Raw genomic sequence first — 20190 nt, 5'->3', positions numbered from 1 at the left:
AATGACGGATCGGGTCGAAGTTGCACTGAAAGAACGGACAACGGCGTCCATCCCTTGCCAGGCCCACCGATGGACCCGGCATTGGCGATGTTCGCCGTTTTTTATTTTGATTTTCTAATGAAGGAAAAATCATGAATTCGAACAAGCCATCCAAACCCGCAACGGCGCAGGACTTCGGAGGCGTGTCATCTGACCGCCGCACATTCATCAAGCAAAGCTCACTGCTGATTGGTGCAGGCGTGTTGGGGTCTATCGCAGCGCCAGGCATTGTTCGAGCTCAATCCGCGAGCCTGGAAACCAAAGCAGCCAAGCTCGGCTTCATCGCCTTGAGCGACGCAGCACCGTTGATTATTGCGGAAGAAAAAGGTTTTTTTAAAAAGCACGGCATGACCGATGTGGAGGTGTTAAAGCAATCCTCCTGGGGCACCACCCGCGACAACCTGGTGTTGGGCTCCAAAAGCAACGGCATTGATGGGGCTCACATTTTGAGCCCACTGCCCTACCTGCTGACCACGGGTGCAGTCACCGCCAACAACGTGCCCACCCCCATGTCCATCCTGATGAGGCTGAACGTGAACGGCCAGTGCATCTCGGTATCCAATGAATTCAAAGACCTCAAAGTTGGCCTGGACACCCGTGATTTCGGCCGGGCCATTCTGAAAAAGAAAGCCAGCGGCAAGGCGGTGAACGCAGCCATGACCTTCCCTGGTGGCACGCACGACCTGTGGCTACGTTACTGGATGGCGGCCGGTGCCATCAACCCACTCACCGACATTTCCACCATTGTGGTACCACCGCCGCAAATGGTGGCCAACATGAAGGTGGGCAACATGGACTGCTTCTGTGTGGGCGAACCCTGGAACCTGCAACTGGTGAACCAGGGCATTGGCTACACCGCACTGACCACCGGTGAACTGTGGCACAACCACCCCGAGAAAAGCTTCGCCATGCGCAGCGATTATGTGGCGGCCAACCCCAATGCGACCAAGGCCATTGTGAAGGCCATCATGGAAGCGCAAATGTTCTGCGACGACCCAGCCAACAAAGAAGAAGTGGCCAAGATTTGCTCGCAGCGCCGGTGGTTCAACGTGCCTGTGGCCGACATTGTGGACCGCCTCAAAGGCCACTTTGACTATGGCACCGGCCGCGTGGTGGATGGCAGCCCAGAGGCGATGAAGTTCTGGAAGGAATACACCTCCTATCCGTTCCAGAGTCACGACCTGTGGTTCCTCACAGAAAACCAACGCTGGGGTTACTTGCCTTCAAAGCTGGACACCAACGCGCTCATCAAGAAAGTCAACCGTGAAGACATCTGGCGCACTGCTGCCACCGAGTTGGGCGTGGACAAGAAAGACATTCCCAAGTCCACCTCTCGGGGTGTTGAGAAATTTTTTGATGGCAAGGTGTTCGACCCCAGCAAGCCCAAGGCCTATCTCGACAGCCTGGCCATCAAGTCCATGAAAGGCTGAAGGGAGCACACACCATGATGAACACCGACACATTGGACCAGCTCAACCGGGCGGCACAGCGCAAACGCCACACGCCCTTGGTCGAGACCGAGTTTTTTAAACAGTGTATGAAGCAATTGGGCAAAGTGGTCCCGCCCCTGCTCATCACAGCCTTGCTGTTGCTGGTGTGGGAACTGCTGTGCTCAGGCCAGGGCGCACGCCTGCCCTCGCCCAGCAAGGTGGTGAACGACACCTGGGAACTGATCATCGATCCGTTCTTCTTTCGTGGCGGCACCGACGTGGGCATGGGCTGGCAAATTCTCGCCAGCTTGAAGCGCGTGGCTTATGGCTATTCCATCGCAGTGGTGGTAGGTGTTGCCTTGGGTGTGCTGGTGGGCCAGTCCACCTGGGCCATGCGCGGTCTGGACCCTATCTTTCAAGTGCTGCGCACTGTGCCCCCGCTGGCTTGGTTGCCCTTGTCACTGGCCGGTTTTCAGGATGGCAACCCCTCGGCCATTTTCGTGATTTTCATCACCTCGGTGTGGCCCATCATCATCAACACCTCGGTGGGCATTCGCAACATTCCTGAAGACTATCGAAATGTGTCGCGCGTCATTCAGCTCAATGGTCTCGAGTTTTTCTGGAAGATCATGTTGCCGGCTGCAGCGCCCTACATTTTCTCGGGCCTGAAAATTGGCGTGGGCTTGAGCTGGCTGGCCATTGTGGCGGCTGAAATGCTGATCGGCGGCGTGGGCATTGGCTTCTTTATATGGGACGCGTGGAACTCATCGCGCATCAGTGAAATTGTATTGGCCCTGCTTTACGTGGGCGTGGTGGGCTTCATGCTCGACCGCCTGATGGGATTCATCGGCCAGAAAATTACCCGTGGCACCAGCGCCGGTTAAGCAACGCATGCCCCCCGGCAAAATCAGGAGAACACACCATGTCAGACCGCTTTTTAAGCCTCTCCAAAGTTCACATGAACTTTGAAAAAAACGGCACCGTGAACCCGGTGCTCCGCGACATCAACCTGGAAGTTCAGCGCGGTGAATTCATTTCACTGATCGGGCACTCGGGTTGCGGAAAATCCACGGTGCTCAACATCATCGCCGGCCTGTTGCGGGCCACCGAAGGCGTCACACTGGTGGACAACAAGGAAGTGAACGCCCCCGGGCCCGACCGCGCCCTGGTGTTTCAAAACCACTCATTGCTACCTTGGCTCACCGTATATCAAAACGTTGAGCTGGCGGTTGACAAAATTTTCCGCAACAGCAAAACAGCCACTGAACGGAAAGACTGGATTTTGCACAACCTGGAAATGGTCAACATGGGCCATGCACTGGACCGCCTGCCATCCGAAATTTCGGGTGGCATGAAGCAGCGCGTGGGCATTGCACGGGCCTTGGCCATGGAACCCAAGGTGCTGTTGCTGGATGAACCCTTCGGCGCGTTGGACGCGCTGACCCGCGCGAAACTGCAGGACGAGGTGATGCGCATTCAAAGTGAGTTGCAAAACACCGTGGTGATGATCACCCACGACGTGGATGAGGCCGTGCTGCTGTCCGACCGCATTGTGATGATGACCAACGGCCCGGCGGCCACCATCGGCCAAATTCTCGACGTGGATTTGCCTCGACCTCGCGATCGAATCGCCATGGCCGACGATGCACGCTACAACCACTACCGCCACGAAGTGTTGAGCTTCCTGTACGAAAAGCAGCGCAAAGTGGAAGACTTTGACAAGCACAAGCAACAGCGCAGCAACAACACTTCTTCCACCGCTTTCAAGGCACATGCCTGACCCGTTTACCGCAGTCCTATTGACATATCAATGGCCTGAACAAACCCTTGCCTGATCCAACGGGCAAGGGTTTTTTACATTTTAACTTTGTTAATTATTCAAAGAAGAAATAAGTCACAATCACATTCTTTCTCCTGCTTTTGAGTGAGGATGTGCCTGCTTAACATGAGGCTGCGAATCAAAACCACCCACTGACTTTGACGACCATGCAGTTCCCAATCCGATATCAAGCAGCACTGGCACTTGCCGAACACGCATCCTTGCTTAAAAACCGCCAATGGCCATCCCCATTTTTCCCAGTGCATCACCATGCCGAGCAAATGGCCGCCGAGGCCATGCGGTTGCAAATGGACAGTTCGGCGGTAATGGCCGCCATCCTCCACGACTTGGTGCTGATGACCCCCATGACACTCGATGAAATTGAACGGATTGCAGGCCATGAAACCGCAGACCTCATTCAATCCATGACCCCTGACACCCGCGTTCTCGGCAACCCCGATCAGTTCGATGTTATAGACTACACTGCGCACATTGCCCGCTGTAACGCGACGATACAAACATTGGTGTTGATGGATTGGGTTCAAACAGCATCGTTTGTTGGCACCACTAGCCCCACTCAAGCACTTGCCTTTCAGCTGCATTTGCAGAGTGTGGCGCAAGCGTTACCGGAGGTTCCAAGCCCACTGCGTGAGCGGGCCACGCTCATCGGCAACTGGCTTGAGCGGCGGCTGTATGAAAAGAAGGTGGCCCAATACAACTTTGCACCTTGATGGGTAATAACCCTGTCGCCGATTTGTAAAAAAGGTTTTCATCTTTAAAATCATCAGGGTTTGCCACTATTTCAGCCCTCAAGCACTGCCCCTTACATTGTTGAACATAAAAAAAGCATAAAGAAACTACTGGGCAAATAAAAAAAGTAGTTCAACGTTGTACACCAAAGGAGGCACTGATGACTGACATCATCAACAACAAGAAGCGTCGCGACTTCATCAAAGGCACATCTGCGGCCGCTGTGGGTGCTGGCACCCTCGCGTTCCCCATGATTGCCACCGCGCAAACCACATCCCTGCGATTCCAGAGCACCTGGCCATCCAAGGACATCTTCCACGAATACGCCACCGACTTTGCCAAAAAGGTCAATGAGATGTCGGGCGGCAAACTCAAGATTGAGGTGCTGCCTGCCGGTGCAGTGGTCAAGGCATTCGACCTGCTCGATGCCGTGAGCAAAGGCACACTGGATGGCGGCCACGGCGTGGTGGCTTACTGGTACGGCAAAAACCCTGCGGTTGCACTGTGGGGTTCAGGCCCTGCATTTGGCATGGACGCCAACCAGGTACTGGCCTGGCACAACTACGGTGGCGGCAAGCAATTGCTGGATGAAATTTACGACAGCCTGAACCTGGAAGTGGAGTCGTTTCTTTACGGCCCCATGCCCACACAGCCCCTGGGCTGGTTCAAAAAGCCGGTGAAAGGCCCTCAGGACCTCAAAGGCTTGAAGTATCGTACAGTGGGTTTGTCCATCGACATTTTCACGAAAATGGGTCTGGCTGTGAACGCGCTGCCCGGTGGTGAAATTGTGCCAGCCATGGATCGTGGATTGCTGGACGCAGCCGAGTTCAACAACGCATCATCCGACCGTTTGTTGGGCTTCCCCGACGTGGCCAAGGTGTGCATGCTGCAAAGCTTCCACCAGGCCTCCGAGCAGTTTGAAATCTTGTTCAACAAGAAAAAGTATGCGGGTCTGTCTGCAGAACAAAAGGCGATCATCAAATACGCCGCTGAAGCCTCATCTGCTGAAATGAGCTGGAAGGCCATTGACCGCTATTCCACCGACTACCAGGAAATGCAAACCAAGCAGGGCGTGAAGTTCTACAAAACGCCCGACACTATTCTCAAGGCGCAATTGCAAGCCTGGGATGAAGTGACCAAGGCCAAGTCCGAAGAAAACGCCACATTCAAGAAGGTGTTTGAATCGATGCGAACTTTTGCCAAGCGCACCGCGAAGTGGCAAAACGACACATCGGTGGACTACAAAATGGCCTACAACTTCTACTTCGGCGGCAAGAAGTAACCGGTGTCCATTCGGAAGAAGCCAACAATTGGGCAACCGGTTGTTGGCTTTTTTTAAACCCTCTTGGTTTTCGCATCATGCAAACATTTTTGTTGTTCATCGACAAGGTGTCGACGTGGATTGGTCAGGTGTTTTCCTGGTCCATTGTCGCGCTCACCTTGCTCATCGTCTGGGAAGTCGCTTCCCGCTATCTGCTCAATAGCCCACACCCGTGGGTGTTTGACGTGACCTACATGCTATATGGCGTCCTGTTCATGATGGCTGGCGCTTACACGCTGGCCAAAAACGGCCATGTTCGGGGCGATGTGTTGTACGGTTTTTTCACGCCACGCACACAGGCCTTCTTCGATCTCATCTTGTATGTGCTGTTCTTCATTCCGGGCGTCATCGCACTGTCATACGCAGGTTATCAATTTGCGTCCGACGCCTGGATCATCAAGGAACACTCTTCCGTGACAGCCGACGGCCCGCCCATCTACCACTTCAAAACCATTATCCCCATTGCCGGTACCATGCTGCTGTTTCAGGGGTTTGTGGAAATTGTGCGCTGTGTACTCTGCCTGAAAAATGGTGAGTGGCCCAGCCGCGAAGAAGACGTCGAAGAAGTGGATGTCGACAAACTCAAAGCCATGGTCGGCAAACAATAAAGGGGCATGGCATGAGAAAGGAACTGTATTTCGGCCTGTCCATCATGGCCATGATTTTGATCGGCGTGGTGTACACACTGCCCTCGCCGGCCGACATGACCAATGGACATTTGGGCCTGTTGATGTTGTCGCTGGTGGTGGTCGCCATCATGCTCGGCTTTCCCACGGCGTTTACGCTCATGGGCATGGGCATGATTTTCACCTACCTGGCCTACGACCGCGACATCAGTAAAACCCTCGACCTCATGGTGCAATCCACCTTCAAGGTCATGACCAACGATGTGCTCATCTCCGTGCCCTTGTTTGTGTTCATGGGCTATTTGGTGGAAAGGGCCAACCTCATTGAAAAACTGTTCAAGAGTTTGCATCTCTCCATGGCCCGTGTGCCGGGCGCGTTGGCTGTGGCCACCTTGGTGACCTGCGCCATTTTCGCGACCGCCACCGGCATTGTGGGTGCGGTGGTGACGCTCATGGGGTTGCTGGCCATGCCCTCCATGTTGAAGGCAGGCTACGACACCAAGATGGCAGCAGGTGCCATCACCGCAGGTGGTTGTTTGGGTATTCTCATTCCGCCCTCGGTGTTGCTGATTGTGTATGGCGCCACAGCCGGTGTGTCTGTGGTTCAACTGTACGCTGGGGCCTTTTTCCCCGGCATCATGCTGGCGGGCCTGTACATTCTGTACGTCATCATTCGTGCAAAACTGAACCCCAAGAGTGCGCCCCCCCTGTCGGAAGAAGACCGGCGCGTGCCACTCAGCCCCACCTTGGCCGCACTTAAAAATGCGGTGGGTACCAAGCATGCCATCGCTGCACTGCTGGACGGGCTGAAGGGCCGGGCATCAGGTACGTTGAGCACCATTGACGTGTTCAAACAGTTTGTGATCGCGCTGTTGCCCGGGCTTTTCGCTGCATTCCTGTTTGGCATGGTGTATGTGCAATTGACAGCACCGGTCGAGACGGACCATGCAGCCGATGGTTTGGTCAGTTTCGATGCCACCAGCAGCGAGATTCAACCGAGCACCAACGCCGACAGTGGCGATCTGGCCGAGCCACCCAGTGAAGAAGGTGGTTTGCAGGAACCAGAAGGCTCAAACACTGAGCCTGGTGCACTCAGTGAGCCTGAGGGCAGCACTGATCTAGCTCCGCCGCCAGCAGAAGCACCTCCTGCTGCGGTTGCAGCGCCTGATTCAGCCAGCCCATCGATGGAAGCCTCAACAGAAGCCGCTGTCATTCCCGATGCCCCCCGTGGCTTCTGGATTTCACTGGCTGTGGTGGGTGCCTTGCTGGCCTTGTACTACGCCAAGCTCAGCTACGAGCGTCTTGAAGTGTTCAAGATGCTGCTGCAGTCCTTCTTCCCGCTGGCATTTCTCATTTTGGCGGTGTTGGGCAGCATTGTGTTTGGTTTGGCGACACCGTCTGAAGCGGCGGCAGTGGGGGCTTTTGGCGGTTTCTTGTTGGCCGCTGCTTACAAACAACTCAACGTGGGCTTGGTTCGGGAGTCGTCCTACCTCACAGCAAAAACCAGCGCCATGGTGTGTTGGCTGTTTGTGGGTTCATCGATTTTCTCGGCCGCTTTTGCACTGTTGGGCGGCCAGGAAATCATCGAGAAATGGGTGCTGTCACTGGGCCTCACCAAAACCGAGTTTTTGGTGCTGTCACAGGTCATCATTTTCATCTTGGGATGGCCACTGGAATGGACGGAAATCATCGTGATTTTCATGCCGATTTTCATCCCATTGCTGGAGCATTTCCAGATTGACCCACTGTTCTTTGGCCTCTTGGTGGCCTTGAACCTGCAGACTGCATTCCTGTCACCACCCGTGGCCATGGCAGCGTTCTACTTGAAGGGGGTGTCACCGCCGAGCGTCACATTGAATCAGATTTTTGCGGGCATGATCCCGTTCATGATGATCCAGATTCTGGCCATTGTGCTGCTGTACATGTTCCCTGGCATTGGTTTGTGGTTGCCTGAAGTGTTGTACAAGTAAACAGCCTGTTTGACGTTTTGCCCAACTTGGCCCCCGGTTAACACCGGGGGTTTTTATTTTTAGGTCATGCGCTTCGTGGTGGCCAAATCATCTTGCAGACCGGGCTTATGCAGAAGCAATTGCAATTTTGACAGTCAATTACCGAGGCACCGACACTGACAGCGCAGTTGAAACCGGCAGTTTCCATTCCATTTGATGACAGGAGATCCGATATGTCCGATGAAAAACTCAGTTCAGCACGCGCCATTCGCGTTCGTACCACCGGCGCAGCCTTCCAGGTAGACGCTTTGAATGACACCTTGAAAGCACAGGTTGCGCTGCTGGATGATGATGAACTGGCGGTATTGGGTGCCATCAAGTCCAAGCTGAATCAAGGCCTTGATGAAAAGCTCAAGCGCGCAGCGGACACCGTTGGCGGCTTCGTTTGGTAAAACTAGCCTGAGGTGGGTGGTGCAGCATTGCTGCGCCACTCACGACTGCGCGACGAACTCAACACATGCGACTGTCTGACATACTCAGCTTGCGAGCCAAACCTGCCGAGGGCCTTTCCATGGGCCTGACACGCCGTTGCCCGCTGCACTGTGCACACTGCTCCACCAGCTCGACCATGGACAGCGAGCAACTGCCCAGCCACTGCTACACCCGGTTTGTCGACACGTTCACACGCGAGTCACACCCCACTTTGCTGGCCTTGTCTGGTGGTGAAGCCTTGCTGCGGCCCAGGCTGGTGGAACAATTGGCACTGGCCGCCAAACAGGTGGGAACTTACACCTCGGTACTGAGCGGGATGTTTTTTGCGCAAGGCGGCCATATCCCCAAACCGATTGCCCGTGCACTGGCCGCAGTGGATCACTTTTCGGCCAGCATTGATCAATTCCACGAGCTGGAGGTGCCCCGAGAATCGGTGTTTGCGGTGCTATCCATATTGCTGGATGACGGCAAAAACCTCAGTATTCATATCGCCGGGACCCACGCCGACGACCCATACATTGATGACATTGTTCACGCCATTCAACGTTGCTTCGGCCAACGCATTCCAATGGTGGTCAACACGCTGTCGCGTTTTGGACGAGGCCGCGAACTGATTCCCCAATCCCCCTGGGTACCCTGGGATGGCACGCCGGAGCCTTGCACTGTGGCAGCCTGGCCTGTCATCACGTTCAATGGTGATGTGGTGGCTTGCGGCAATGACAATCTCAGTGGTCAAGTACCCGAACATTTGCTCCTGGGGCATATTCAAGACAGCAACTGGAGCGACATCGCCAATGCTTGTCGGAAGCGTCACACCCTGCGTGCCTTGCGCACTGTTGGGCCTCAATGGTTGGCCAAACGTTATCAACACCTACGAAAACAGGTTCCCGTGTTTACGGAGCAGTCGGCAGCCGCCTGCCAAGCCTGCATTACGCTGGCCGACCATGGTGAGTTGGACCAGCAAGTGGGCCGATGGATGGACAACATGCAGCACGTAAACCTTGAACAAGAAATCATTGAATTGCAAACCCAACTGGGTGCATCGGCATTCGCAAAACGATACACCCACCCACGCTATGCAGACCTTGTGATGCTGGGGCAGTAAGCCATGACATGGACACACCAGGCCATTGAGGAGATTCGGACCCAAGCGGGGAAAACAGTTTTGCTGTTCATCACTGACCGTTGCCCTGTCGGTTGCGCCCATTGCTCTGTGGATTCGAGGTCAGACAGCCCCTGCATCACCAATGGGCCACTGTTTGATACCTTGCTCAACACTGTGTGCAATATGCCCAGTATCGAGGTGGTTGGCATCTCGGGGGGTGAACCCTTTGTGGAGCGCAAAGGTTTGTCAGTGGCCGTGGAACAGATTACCCAGGCGGGCAAGGACGTGGTGATTTACACCAGCGGCGTGTGGGCCAAACAAGGGAACCCTCCCCCGTGGGTTAATGGCATTCTGCAAAAAACGGCCACTGTGGTGCTGAGCACCGATGCTTTTCACCAGCAGCATGTCAGCCCTGCACAGTGGATGCACGCAGCCAAAACCGCAGCAGAGTGTGGTTGCTGGTTGATTGTTCAAACACTGGACACCGGTGCTGCCCAAGCATTGCTTGAAGAGGCGTTTGGCCCAGAGTTCACGGAGTACGCCGAAGTTGTTCCACTTCACCCCTTGCGCAATGGCCGTGGGCAACAGGTTTTTGCTGCACCCATCAAACAACATTACACGCACTTTATGCCATGCAAATTGGCGCACACACCCGTGATTCGCTACGACGGCAGGACCAGTGCCTGCTGCAATGAAGACGTGGTGATGAACCAAGGACCAGCCCGATTTAGAAGCCAGGCTAGCACCTCGGCCGAATTGACGGACCAGTGGGCTGCCTGGCAACTTGATCCACTGTTGAGCAGCCTGAGAAACACCGGCTTTGATGCACTGATGCACCACCCAAAATTGAAGGATCTTCAGGACAAAAAGTTCGGGAATGCCTGTGATTTGTGCTGGACCATCGCGGAGCGGTTTTCCGATCCAGGTGAGGATGACCTTTTGCTGAAAGCGATTGCCCAACTGGAGCTCAACCCATGAGCCTGGTCAGTTCACCCATCGAGCACTCCACCCGACTGCTCAGCAAGCTCGACTTGGCATACCCGGTACTGCAATCCCAGGCAGCAGTGCTTTGGCAGCCGCAGACTGCGCGCCAAGCCTACCCACTCTACCTTACTCACATGCACATGGTGGTCCGAAGTGGTGTGGGATTGATGGACCATGCAATCCACCTGCTGCGTTCCCGGCCCACACGCACAAACTCCCATCACATGTTGTTGGACTACTTGGAAGGCCATCGGAACGAAGAACGGGGGCATGACCAATGGCTTCTGGAAGACTTTGCGGAAACAGGGGGTGATGTGTCGGCCCTGTTGCAAAAAATTCCACCGGTGTGTGTTGCCAATTTGGTGGGTGCACAATACTACTGGATGCACCACCACGACCCGCTGGCGCTGCTGGGCCACATCACCGCCTTGGAGTGTTACCACCCACCCTTGGGCTTCGCGGCCAAACTATCGTCGTTGACTGGGTTCCCAATTCAAGCCTTCCGGGCCATAGCCCGGCATGAAAGGCTCGATATTGTGCACAAACAAGAGTTGCTCCAACTCTTGGACCAATTGCCGCTTGAAAAACACGACCATAAGCTGTTGGGATTGTCAGGACTTCACACCATGCAATGCGCCACCGAGGTGATGGAACTGCTGCAAGGCCAAGTGTTGGAATTGGTACCCCAATAAAAAACCCGCCTTACGGCGGGTTTTTAATGTGGCGGAAGCTGTGAGATTCGAACTCACGGAGGGCTCGCACCCTCGCCGGTTTTCAAGACCGGTGCATTCAACCGCTCTGCCAAGCTTCCAATGGGCGCCATTATACCCACTTTACAGGGCGGTGACGACTTGTCCTGCCAAATGCGCCTTTAATGCACCTCAGTGTTCTTCCAGCCCGAGCCGCCTCTTCATGGCCCGCATGGACAGATAAGAAAACACCGCAATGGTAGGGATGGCAATGGCCGTTACAAGCTCGGGGGCCACATGCACCAGGTCCAGCACCTTCAAGCCTTTGGCGATGTACCCCGCCAGGCTGGCGCCGTAGTAGGAAATGGCCACAATCGACAGGCCTTCCACTGTTTCCTGCAGTCGAAGCTGGGTTTTGGCACGGCCATCCATGGAAGTCAGCAGTCGCTGGTTCTGGCTTTCGCGTTCAATTTCCACCCGGGTGCGCAACAACTGGGTAACCCGGGAAATACGGGCGGCCAGTTCATCCTGACGACGGGCTGTCCAGGTGCAGGTTTTCATGGCAGGGCCCAAGCGACGGTCCATGAATTCACCAAAGGTTTGCATGCCCACCATCGGAATTTCTTTTAACTCCGTGATGCGCTTTTTCACCAAATCGGTGTAAGCCTCGGCCGCAGTAAAGCGCACGCGGTTCTCGGCACTCAGCTTCTCCACCTTGGCGGCCAAGTCAGTCAGTTGACTGAGCAGGCGTCTGTCCATTTCCAGGTCTTCGGCGGTCACAGCCTGAAGATGTTCCGACTTGCTGGTGGCAGCCATTTCACTGGCCAATTCCACCAACTGGTCCTCGTAACCACTCAACTTGGGCAGGGTGGCCCGGGCCACCGGGAAGCTCAAGAGGGCCATCATTCGATAGGTTTCCATCTCGATGGTTCGCTGCACCACGCGGCCCAACTGGCGCGAGCCCATGCTCAAATTGCAAATCAGGATGCGGGTCGCCCCTCGGTCTGCAATGCGAAGGTCTGAGAACACCTGCCCTGCCCCATTGGCGATCATGCCACCAATCAGCGTGTTGCCATCGAAATAGCCCGCCACACTTTTGGGTTCGCGGGGCTTCTCGGTTTTTTGAACAAACAGTTCTAGCGCCACCAGCATGGTGCCAGGTAGGCTTGCCATCCAGCTGGCGGGCAAGCGGCGGGTCACCGGGCGATCAAACACAATGGCGTGGTCTGCCCTTTCAAAAAATGTCAGGGTAATAAACTCGTTGTGCTTCTCCAGGCGCAGGCGCAAGGCAGACTCGCCCAGACACAGATTGATGCTGACCTGGGGCGCCGACAATTCGGCTTCACTCATGGCCGGGCAACCACAGTATTCAATCAACTCCTGCAGGGCTCTCACCAAAGCAGCGTTGACATTGCCCTGCACCAGCATGGCGATGTGAAACACCCGCTCCTGCGGCCACAAAGCCTCTGTGGGGCGTGAATGCACCTCATCATTCAGAACCTGCCGGAGGGGATGTGCCTGCGGCAGTACATTGCTCTTGTTTTTGGACATGGTGACCTGCCGATCAGCTTCGAGCCTGAATTTCAGGCCAGGCCTTCATCAGGTAGTAGCACATGGACCACACGGTGAGCACAGCCGCCACATAAATCAGCAGCATACCCAGCATTCGCATGTCGATGCCCAGTACTGGCTCGTTGACCAGCAACATGGGGATGGCCACCATTTGCGCAATCGTCTTCAGTTTACCCAGCCAGTTCACCGCCACGCTGTTGCGTGCACCAATGCTGGCCATCCACTCCCGCAAAGCGGAAATGGTGATTTCGCGACCAATGATGATGAGCGCAATGAAAGGCCCAATCCGGCCCAAGTCCACCAAAATAATGAGCGCCGCACCCACCATCAGCTTGTCGGCCACAGGGTCGAGAAAAGCACCAAAAGCCGATGTCTGGTTCCAGCGGCGGGCCAGGTAACCGTCAAATGCGTCGGTGATTGCAGCGACAATGAATATGCATGCACCCACCCAGTTTTGAAGATGGACCGACAGCACCGTGTCCGGCAAGAAATACACGCCCACCACGAGTGGAATCAGGACGATTCGTATCCAGGTGAGGATCATGGGCAGATTTAAGGGCATGGTGTTCTAATTGTTGTGGTGGTTTGTTTGAAATCTCGGTCTTCAACCGTGAATATATCAGCGTGCCCACCGCTTGCGCAGCCTGCGCCTAGTGCAGACGCCGATAAATTTCCTCGGCCAGGGTGGACGAAATGCCTTCAACCGTCATCAAATCCTCCACACTGGCTGCCTTGACACCCCGCAAACCGCCAAAGCGGGTCAGCAGTTTTTGTTTGCGTTTGGCCCCAATGCCCTCGATGTCGTCCAGAGCGGATGCCTGGCGCGCCTTGGCCCGCTTGGCCCGCATGCCGGTGATGGCAAACCGGTGGGCTTCGTCGCGAATTTGGGCAATCAACATGAGCGCCGGGTGCCCGGGCCCCAACTCCAGGCTGGGGCGGCCATCGGGAAATACCAAGGTTTCCAGGCCCACCTTGCGGTTTTCACCTTTCTTCACGCCCACAATGAGGCCAATGTCCAAGCCCAGTTCGGTGAACACCTGCCGCACCACCTCAATTTGGCCCTTGCCGCCATCAATCAGCACCACATGGGGCATGGCCATGGGCTCTTTGCCCTCGCGTTGATAACGGCGTGTTACAGCCTGCCGCATGGCAGCGTAGTCGTCACCGGGCGTTATGCCCTCAATGTTGTAGCGGCGGTACTCACGGCTTTGCATGTCGTGGTTGTGAAACACCACGCACGAGGCTTGGGTGGCCTCACCAGCGGTGTGTGAAATATCAAAACATTCCACCCGCAGGGTGGCCAGCAAGTCCACGGGCTCCAGTTCGGCGGCTGTGTCCTCTGCGGCTGCACTGGGCAGTGGCTTGGCCTCCATTTCCCGAGTACCGCCCTGCTCTTGCAAGGCTTCTTCCAGCCGAGCCTCCAGGCCCAATGTTTCGACCAGGGCACGGGTTCGGAATTGCGCCGAGCCTTGTTCAGCAATGCGCCGTTCAATCGCAATCCGCGCATTGTCCACCGCCATGTCGAGCCACTTGCGGCGTTCACTTTGCGGTTGGCGAATCAAATTGATTTTGCGCCCAGCCTGTTCCGACAAAGCCATGATCAATTCCGGCGCATCCAAATCCTGGTTCACAATCAGCAAAGGCGGTATGGGCCGGTCCACATACGCTTGGCTCAAGAAGGCTTCCAACACCTCAGGGCCCAAATCTTCCGACACCTGGTTCACAGACGGGAACAAAGGCTTGTCGCCCAAATGACGACCGCCGCGCACCATGGCCAGGTTGACGCACACAGCACCGCCCTGAATCACCACGGCAATGATGTCGGCATCGTCCTCACCACCCGTGGTGTCTACACTTTGCTTTTGCAGCACACGCCCCAACGCGGACAACTGGTTGCGAAACACCGCAGCTTTTTCAAACTCCAAGAGGCTGCTGGCTTCCAGCATTTTGTCCTCCAGCTCGGCCAGCACCGACTTGTGGTCGCCCCGCAAAAAACGGGAGGCCGCCGCAACGTCCAGTGCGTAATCTTCCGGTGTAATGCGCCCCACACAGGGTGCGCTGCAGCGTTGAATCTGTGCTTGCAAACAGGGGCGTGACCGGTGGGCAAACACCGTGTCTTCACAGGTGCGCAACAAAAACACCCGCTGCAACACCTGAATGCTTTCCTTCACCGCCCACGCGTTGGGAAAGGGGCCAAAGAACTGGGACCGTTTGTCCACAGCACCCCGGTAATACGCCACACGGGGATAGGTGTGGTTGGTGATACGCAGGTAGGGGTAGCTTTTGTCGTCGCGAAACAAAATGTTGTAACGCGGGTTCAGGCTTTTGATGAGGTTGTTTTCCAGCAGCAGTGCCTCTGCTTCAGTCCGCGTGGGTGTTACGTCCACCCGCACAATGCGCTCCACCATGTGGGCAGTGCGCGGGCTGGCGTGGGTTTTCTGGAAATACGACGACACCCGTTTTTTCAGGTTCTTGGCCTTGCCCACATACATCACCACGCCGTTGGCATCAATCATGCGATACACACCAGGGCGTGTGGTGAGTTCCCGCAAAAACGTGGCAATGTCGAAGGGCTCTTCCGGTGGTGTGGCGGCGTGTTGGTTATCGTCCATGGTGCTGGGTTGAACGATGTTGCTCTATTGAGGCAATGGGTCAGGCAGATAATCCACAATCGCCTGCAGCACCGCTTCGAACATGGGGGCAGTCAAGCGGCCTGTTTGCGTGTTGTAACGGCTCACATGGTAACTGTCGAACAAGCGGACTGCACCCAAGTCGTGTTGCGCAGCATGGCCAAACTTGAATGCGCTTTGTTTGTGGCCGGTGGCTTTCAACACAGCCTGGTGGGCCACCAAACCCAGTGCCAAAATGGCCTTGGGTGGATGCACTTCCAGTTCACGGGCAATGAAGCTGTTGCAGGTTTTGATTTCCGCAGGCGTGGGTTTGTTTTCCGGGGGTACACACTTCACCGCATTGCTCACCCGCGCATTGCGCAGTTGCAGGCCATCGCCCACCGCCACGGATTGTGCCTTGCTGGCAAAGCCAAACTTGTTCAGGCTGCTGTACAACAGTTCACCGCAAAAATCGCCTGTGAATGGCCGCCCACTGCGGTTGGCACCGTGCAAGCCGGGGGCCAGGCCCACAATCAACAACTGCGCTGATGTCGGACCAAACGGCGGGACTGGGCCATTGAAATGGTCTGGAAACTTAGCGCGATTCTGCTCATGAAAACCATGCAAACGCGGGCAAGCCGAGCAATGCACATCAAACACCTCAGCCGGCCACTGCTGGTCCATGGGCAATGGTGCCCATGGTTTTCTGGTCTGCTGAAGCGGCAGTTCGCTCTGGGTTTTGCGCATATCAGCCCAATGCCTTGCGGGCATTCCAGAACAAACGCATCCACGGCGAGAACTCACCCTCGCCTTTCGGAGCCCAGCTCATTTGTACTGTGCGGAACACACGCTCCGGGTGCGGCATCATGATGGTGAATCGGCCATCGGGTGTTGTAAAACCAGCCAGCGCTTCGGGGCTGCCATTGGGGTTGAATGGGTACTGTTGCGTAGGCTCACCGTTTGAGCCCACATATTGAACAGCCACCAAACCGTTCGCAGTCAGTTGGGCATGGTTGCCCTGCCGTGAAAAATCAGCGCGGCCTTCACCATGCGCCACCACCACCGGCACCACTGAGCCTTCCATGCCTTGAAGCAGAATGGACGGTGTTTTGTTCACGCGCACATTCACCAAGCGGGCTTCATACTGCTCACTCTCATTGCGCATCAACTTGGGCCAGTGTTGCGCACCAGGAATGAGGTCGCTCAAGGTGGCCATCATTTGGCAACCATTGCACACGCCCAAGCCAAACACATCCGTGCGTTCAAAGAAAGCCGCAAACTGGTCAGCCAGCACGCTATTGTAGCGAATGGTCTTGGCCCAACCTTCACCGGCACCCAGCACGTCGCCATAGCTAAAGCCACCACAGGCCGCCAAGCCCTGGAATTCGCTCAGCGTGCGTTTGCCGGTGAGCAGGTCGCTCATGTGCACGTCCACTGCATCAAAACCCGCCTGTGTAAATGCAGCAGCCATTTCCAGTTGGCCGTTCACGCCCTGCTCACGCAGCACAGCCACGCGGGGCTTTTTACCGGCGGAAATAAAGGGCGCAGCCACATTGTCTTGCGTGTCAAACGCGGGCTGCCACACCAATGCATTGGGCAACTCGGCTTGTACTGCATGTTCGCTGTGGGCGCAGGCGGGGTTATCGCGGCGCTTGGCAATGTGGAAACTCACCTCGTCCCACTGGCCTTGCAGCACGGCGCGGGTTTCTGAATACACACACTTGGCGTCGCGATACAGCTCAATCACATCGCGGTCGTTGGGTTTGCCGATGATGTTGCTGTGCTTGCTCAGGCCCACTGAACGCAACACGTCCATGGCTTCACTTTTGCGGGCTGCGGGCACTTGCAACACCACGCCCAACTCTTCATTGAACAGCGCTTTCAGTGTGAGTTCGTTGCGCTGAACGGCCACTTGCTCGGGGCGAATTTTGAAATCGCCCCAATCGGCTGCATAGGGGTCGATGGTGATGATGTCGAGGTTGATCGACAAACCGGTGCGGCTTGCAAAACTCATCTCGGCCAGCGCCGCCATCAAACCACCATCAGAGCGGTCGTGGTAGGCCTTCACCAGCCCTTTGGCGCGAAGCTCGGTCATGGCTTTTGCAAAAGCCTTGATGTCGTCGGCGCTTTCCACATCGGGCGTGTCGTCGCCCAACTGGTTGGTGACCTGGGCCAGCACACTGGCACCCATGCGCATTTTGCCGCGGGCCAAATCCACCAACACCAGCACACTGTCCTCGGACAAATCCAGCGCCGGTGTCAGTGTGCCGCGCACATCGTCTACCTTGGCAAAAGCGGACACGATGAGGCTCACCGGCGACAATACTTCCTTCTGCTCAGTGCCCTCGTTCCAACGGGTGCGCATGGAGAGTGAATCTTTACCCACCGGTATGCCCAAGCCAAGTTGCGGGCACAAGTCCATGCCCACCGCTTTGACGGTGTCAAACAACGCCGCATCTTGCCCTGGTGTTCCGCAGGCGGCCATCCAGTTGGCACTCAGCTTCACATCTTCCAGTTGCGCCACGGGCGCAGCCAACAGGTTGGTGAGCGCCTCGGCAATCGCCATGCGGCCCGATGCCGGTGCGTTCAACACGGCCAGCGGCGTGCGTTCACCCATGGCCATGGCTTGGCCGGTGTAACCGGTGTAGTCGTTGGTGGTGACGGCCACATCGGCCACGGGCACCTGGTAAGGGCCCACCATTTGGTCGCGCGCCGTAAAACCGCCCACCGTGCGGTCACCAATGGTGATCAAAAACCGCTTGCTGGCCACCGCGGGGAATTTCAACACCTGAGAAATCACCTCGCCCAGTTCGCTTTGGGTGAGGTCCACCGGCGCTTTGGCAGGCTCCACATGTTGGTCTTTGCGTTCCATGCGGGGGGGTTTGCCCAACAGCACTTCCATGGGCATGTCAACCGGGCTGCTGGCACTTTCAGCATCCAGCACCTTCAACTGGCGCTCTTCCGTCACCACACCCACCACGCAGAAGGGGCAACGTTCGCGTTCACACAGCTCGGTGAACAAAGCCAACGACTCGGGCGCAATGCCCATCACATAGCGTTCTTGCGACTCGTTGCACCAAATTTCGGCAGGGCTCAGCCCACTTTCATCGAGGTTGACTTTGCGCAGGTCGAATGTGGCACCACGGTTGGACGCATCGGCCAATTCAGGAAACGCATTGGAAATGCCCCCTGCCCCCACGTCATGGATACTCAAAATCGGGTTTTTCTCACCCAAGGTCCAGCAGCGGTCCAGCACTTCCTGGGCGCGGCGCTCCATTTCAGGGTTGCTGCGCTGTACGGAATCAAAGTCCAGCGCTTCGGTGTTGGTGCCGGCATTCATGGACGATGCAGCACCGCCGCCCATGCCAATGCGCATGCCAGGGCCACCCAGTTGAATCAGCAAAGTGCCTTCGGGCAGGTCCAGCTTGTGGGTGTGGCCGTCTCGAATGTTGCCGATGCCACCGGCAATCATGATGGGCTTGTGGTATCCGTACACCCGCTCGCCCACGCGCTGCTCGAAAGTGCGGAAATAACCGCCCAGGTTGGGTCGACCAAATTCGTTGTTGAAGGCGGCCGCACCAATGGGGCCATCGATCATGATTTGCTGCGGCGTGGCAATGCGGGTGGGAATGCCCACGGGCTTGGCTTCGCTGCGCTGCTCCAGGGGCTGCAATGCGTCCTGACCGTTTTCCCATGATTGGGGTGCATCGTCAAACCGCAAGTGCGAGGTGGTGAAGCCACACAAACCAGCCTTGGGCTTTGCACCACGCCCAGTGGCTCCCTCGTCGCGAATTTCTCCACCCGAGCCTGTGGCGGCACCTGCGTAGGGCGATATGGCGGTGGGGTGATTGTGGGTTTCCACCTTGGCCACAAAATGCGTCAACTCCTCGTGCGGACGGTACACACCATCTGCATCGGCAAAAAAGCGTTGAACGGTGTGGCCCGCGATCACGGCAGCATTGTCCGAATACGCCACCACGGTGCCCTGTGGCGTGGTCTTGTGGGTGTTGCGAATCATGCCAAACAGGGTTTCGCTGTGTGGCTGTCCGTCAATCGTCCAGGTGGCATTAAAAATTTTGTGGCGGCAGTGCTCACTGTTGGCCTGCGCAAACATCATGAGTTCAACATCGGTGGGCGACCGGCCCATGCTGGTGTAGGCGTCCAGCAGGTAATCAATTTCATCGTCGCTCAAAGCCAAACCCAACTCGCTGTTGGCCTTCACCAGGCTGTTGCGCCCCTCGGTCAGCTCAACAATTTGCAGCGACTTGCCCTGCAATGGCAAAAACAGGCTTTTGACATCAAAGCCATCGGGGAGAACTGTCTCCGTCATGCGGTCGTACAAAACCGCTTTCAACTGGGCCAACGCCTCGGCTTCTGGCAGCTTGGCACCGCCCAACAGGCCTTTTTTGAACTGGAGTTGGAACTCGACACCCCGCTCCATGCGCACCACGCTGGACAACCCGGCATTGTGGGCGATGTCCGTGGCTTTGGAAGCCCAAGGGCTGACCGTTCCCAAGCGGGGCACCACCACACAATGCACATCCACACGCTCCAAGGCGGGTGCCGGGTGACCATAGTCCAGCAGGCCTTCCATCACCGCAAGCGTCTGCCCTTCCAAGGCGGCTTTGGAGGCCACAAAGTGCACAAAATGAGCAGACACAGCCGCCACATTGGCATCGACAGACTGCAGACGTTTCAGCAAGCCCTCGGCGCGAAACGCGGACAGTGCGGAGGCACCATGAAACACAGAAACAGCGAATTGATCAGCCGAAGACAGGGCGAGAGACATGACAGCGGAGGGCTAG

General features: G+C 56.3%; 16 protein-coding genes and 1 tRNA gene. 11 read left to right on the top strand and 6 right to left on the bottom strand.

The features are described from left to right. Positions 1-131 precede the first annotated feature (131 nt). The 11 genes from VGE55_RS07255 to VGE55_RS07205 all read left to right on the top strand — a co-directional run bounded on the left by VGE55_RS07255 (position 132) and on the right by VGE55_RS07205 (position 11207). Entirely contained in the window at positions 132-1469 is a 1338-nt protein-coding gene (locus VGE55_RS07255; protein WP_331131040.1) for a CmpA/NrtA family ABC transporter substrate-binding protein, read from the top strand. Positions 1470-1483: 14 nt separating this feature from the next. After that, positions 1484-2353, top strand: a complete 870-nt coding sequence (gene ntrB / locus VGE55_RS07250; protein ID WP_331131039.1) for a nitrate ABC transporter permease — start codon at positions 1484-1486, stop codon at positions 2351-2353. A gap of 38 nt (positions 2354-2391) precedes the next feature. Beyond that, positions 2392-3249: an ABC transporter ATP-binding protein gene (locus VGE55_RS07245; protein ID WP_331131038.1), complete on the top strand. Its 858-nt coding sequence runs from the start codon at positions 2392-2394 to the stop codon at positions 3247-3249. Positions 3250-3455: 206 nt separating this feature from the next. After that, positions 3456-4019, top strand: coding sequence for an HD domain-containing protein (locus VGE55_RS07240; RefSeq protein WP_331131037.1), 564 nt, complete (start codon positions 3456-3458; stop codon positions 4017-4019). 179 nt (positions 4020-4198) lie between these two features. Beyond that, positions 4199-5320, top strand: coding sequence for a TRAP transporter substrate-binding protein (locus VGE55_RS07235; RefSeq protein ID WP_331131036.1), 1122 nt, complete (start codon positions 4199-4201; stop codon positions 5318-5320). Between the two features lie 77 nt (positions 5321-5397). Beyond that, positions 5398-5967 (top strand): TRAP transporter small permease subunit, encoded by a 570-nt coding sequence (locus VGE55_RS07230; RefSeq protein WP_331131035.1) that lies wholly within the window; start codon positions 5398-5400, stop codon positions 5965-5967. Positions 5968-5978: 11 nt separating this feature from the next. Beyond that, on the top strand, positions 5979-7955 hold the full coding sequence (locus VGE55_RS07225) for a TRAP transporter large permease (RefSeq protein WP_331131034.1): 1977 nt from the start codon (positions 5979-5981) through the stop codon (positions 7953-7955). Between the two features lie 212 nt (positions 7956-8167). Beyond that, positions 8168-8386 (top strand): aroma-sacti cluster domain-containing protein, encoded by a 219-nt coding sequence (locus VGE55_RS07220; protein WP_331131033.1) that lies wholly within the window; start codon positions 8168-8170, stop codon positions 8384-8386. A 65-nt stretch (positions 8387-8451) separates the two neighbouring features. Continuing rightward, a complete protein-coding gene (locus VGE55_RS07215; RefSeq protein WP_331131032.1) occupies positions 8452-9531 on the top strand; it encodes a radical SAM protein in 1080 nt (359 codons plus the stop codon). A gap of 3 nt (positions 9532-9534) precedes the next feature. Next, positions 9535-10509, top strand: a complete 975-nt coding sequence (locus VGE55_RS07210; RefSeq protein WP_331131031.1) for a hypothetical protein — start codon at positions 9535-9537, stop codon at positions 10507-10509. Beyond that, positions 10506-11207, top strand: a complete 702-nt coding sequence (locus VGE55_RS07205) for an iron-containing redox enzyme family protein (protein WP_331131030.1) — start codon at positions 10506-10508, stop codon at positions 11205-11207. Before VGE55_RS07210 ends, VGE55_RS07205 begins: the two co-directional genes overlap by 4 nt. Before the next feature lie 29 nt (positions 11208-11236). On the opposite strand, the gene VGE55_RS07200 is transcribed toward VGE55_RS07205, so the two are convergent. The 6 genes from VGE55_RS07200 to purL form a co-directional block, all read right to left on the bottom strand. Next, a tRNA-Ser gene (locus VGE55_RS07200) sits at positions 11237-11326 on the bottom strand. A 70-nt stretch (positions 11327-11396) separates the two neighbouring features. Continuing rightward, a complete protein-coding gene (locus tag VGE55_RS07195) occupies positions 11397-12755 on the bottom strand; it encodes a DUF3422 domain-containing protein (RefSeq protein WP_331131029.1) in 1359 nt (452 codons plus the stop codon). A 13-nt stretch (positions 12756-12768) separates the two neighbouring features. Then, entirely contained in the window at positions 12769-13338 is a 570-nt protein-coding gene (gene pgsA, locus VGE55_RS07190; RefSeq protein WP_331131028.1) for a CDP-diacylglycerol--glycerol-3-phosphate 3-phosphatidyltransferase, read from the bottom strand. 88 nt (positions 13339-13426) lie between these two features. Next, a complete protein-coding gene (gene uvrC, locus VGE55_RS07185; RefSeq protein WP_414674999.1) occupies positions 13427-15292 on the bottom strand; it encodes an excinuclease ABC subunit UvrC in 1866 nt (621 codons plus the stop codon). A gap of 120 nt (positions 15293-15412) precedes the next feature. Beyond that, the gene (locus tag VGE55_RS07180; protein WP_331131027.1) at positions 15413-16132 is read right to left on the bottom strand and encodes a uracil-DNA glycosylase; all 720 of its coding nucleotides are present in this window, start codon (positions 16130-16132) and stop codon (positions 15413-15415) included. Position 16133: 1 nt separating this feature from the next. Then, positions 16134-20174, bottom strand: a complete 4041-nt coding sequence (purL, locus tag VGE55_RS07175; RefSeq protein WP_331131026.1) for a phosphoribosylformylglycinamidine synthase — start codon at positions 20172-20174, stop codon at positions 16134-16136. Positions 20175-20190: the final 16 nt, after the last annotated feature.

Origin of the sequence: Limnobacter sp., assembly GCF_036405155.1 — a bacterium.
Classification (GTDB): Bacteria; Pseudomonadota; Gammaproteobacteria; order Burkholderiales; family Burkholderiaceae_B; genus Limnobacter.
The sequence above is the reverse complement of the archived record's forward strand: the minus strand, read 5'-3'. Positions and strand labels throughout refer to the sequence as shown.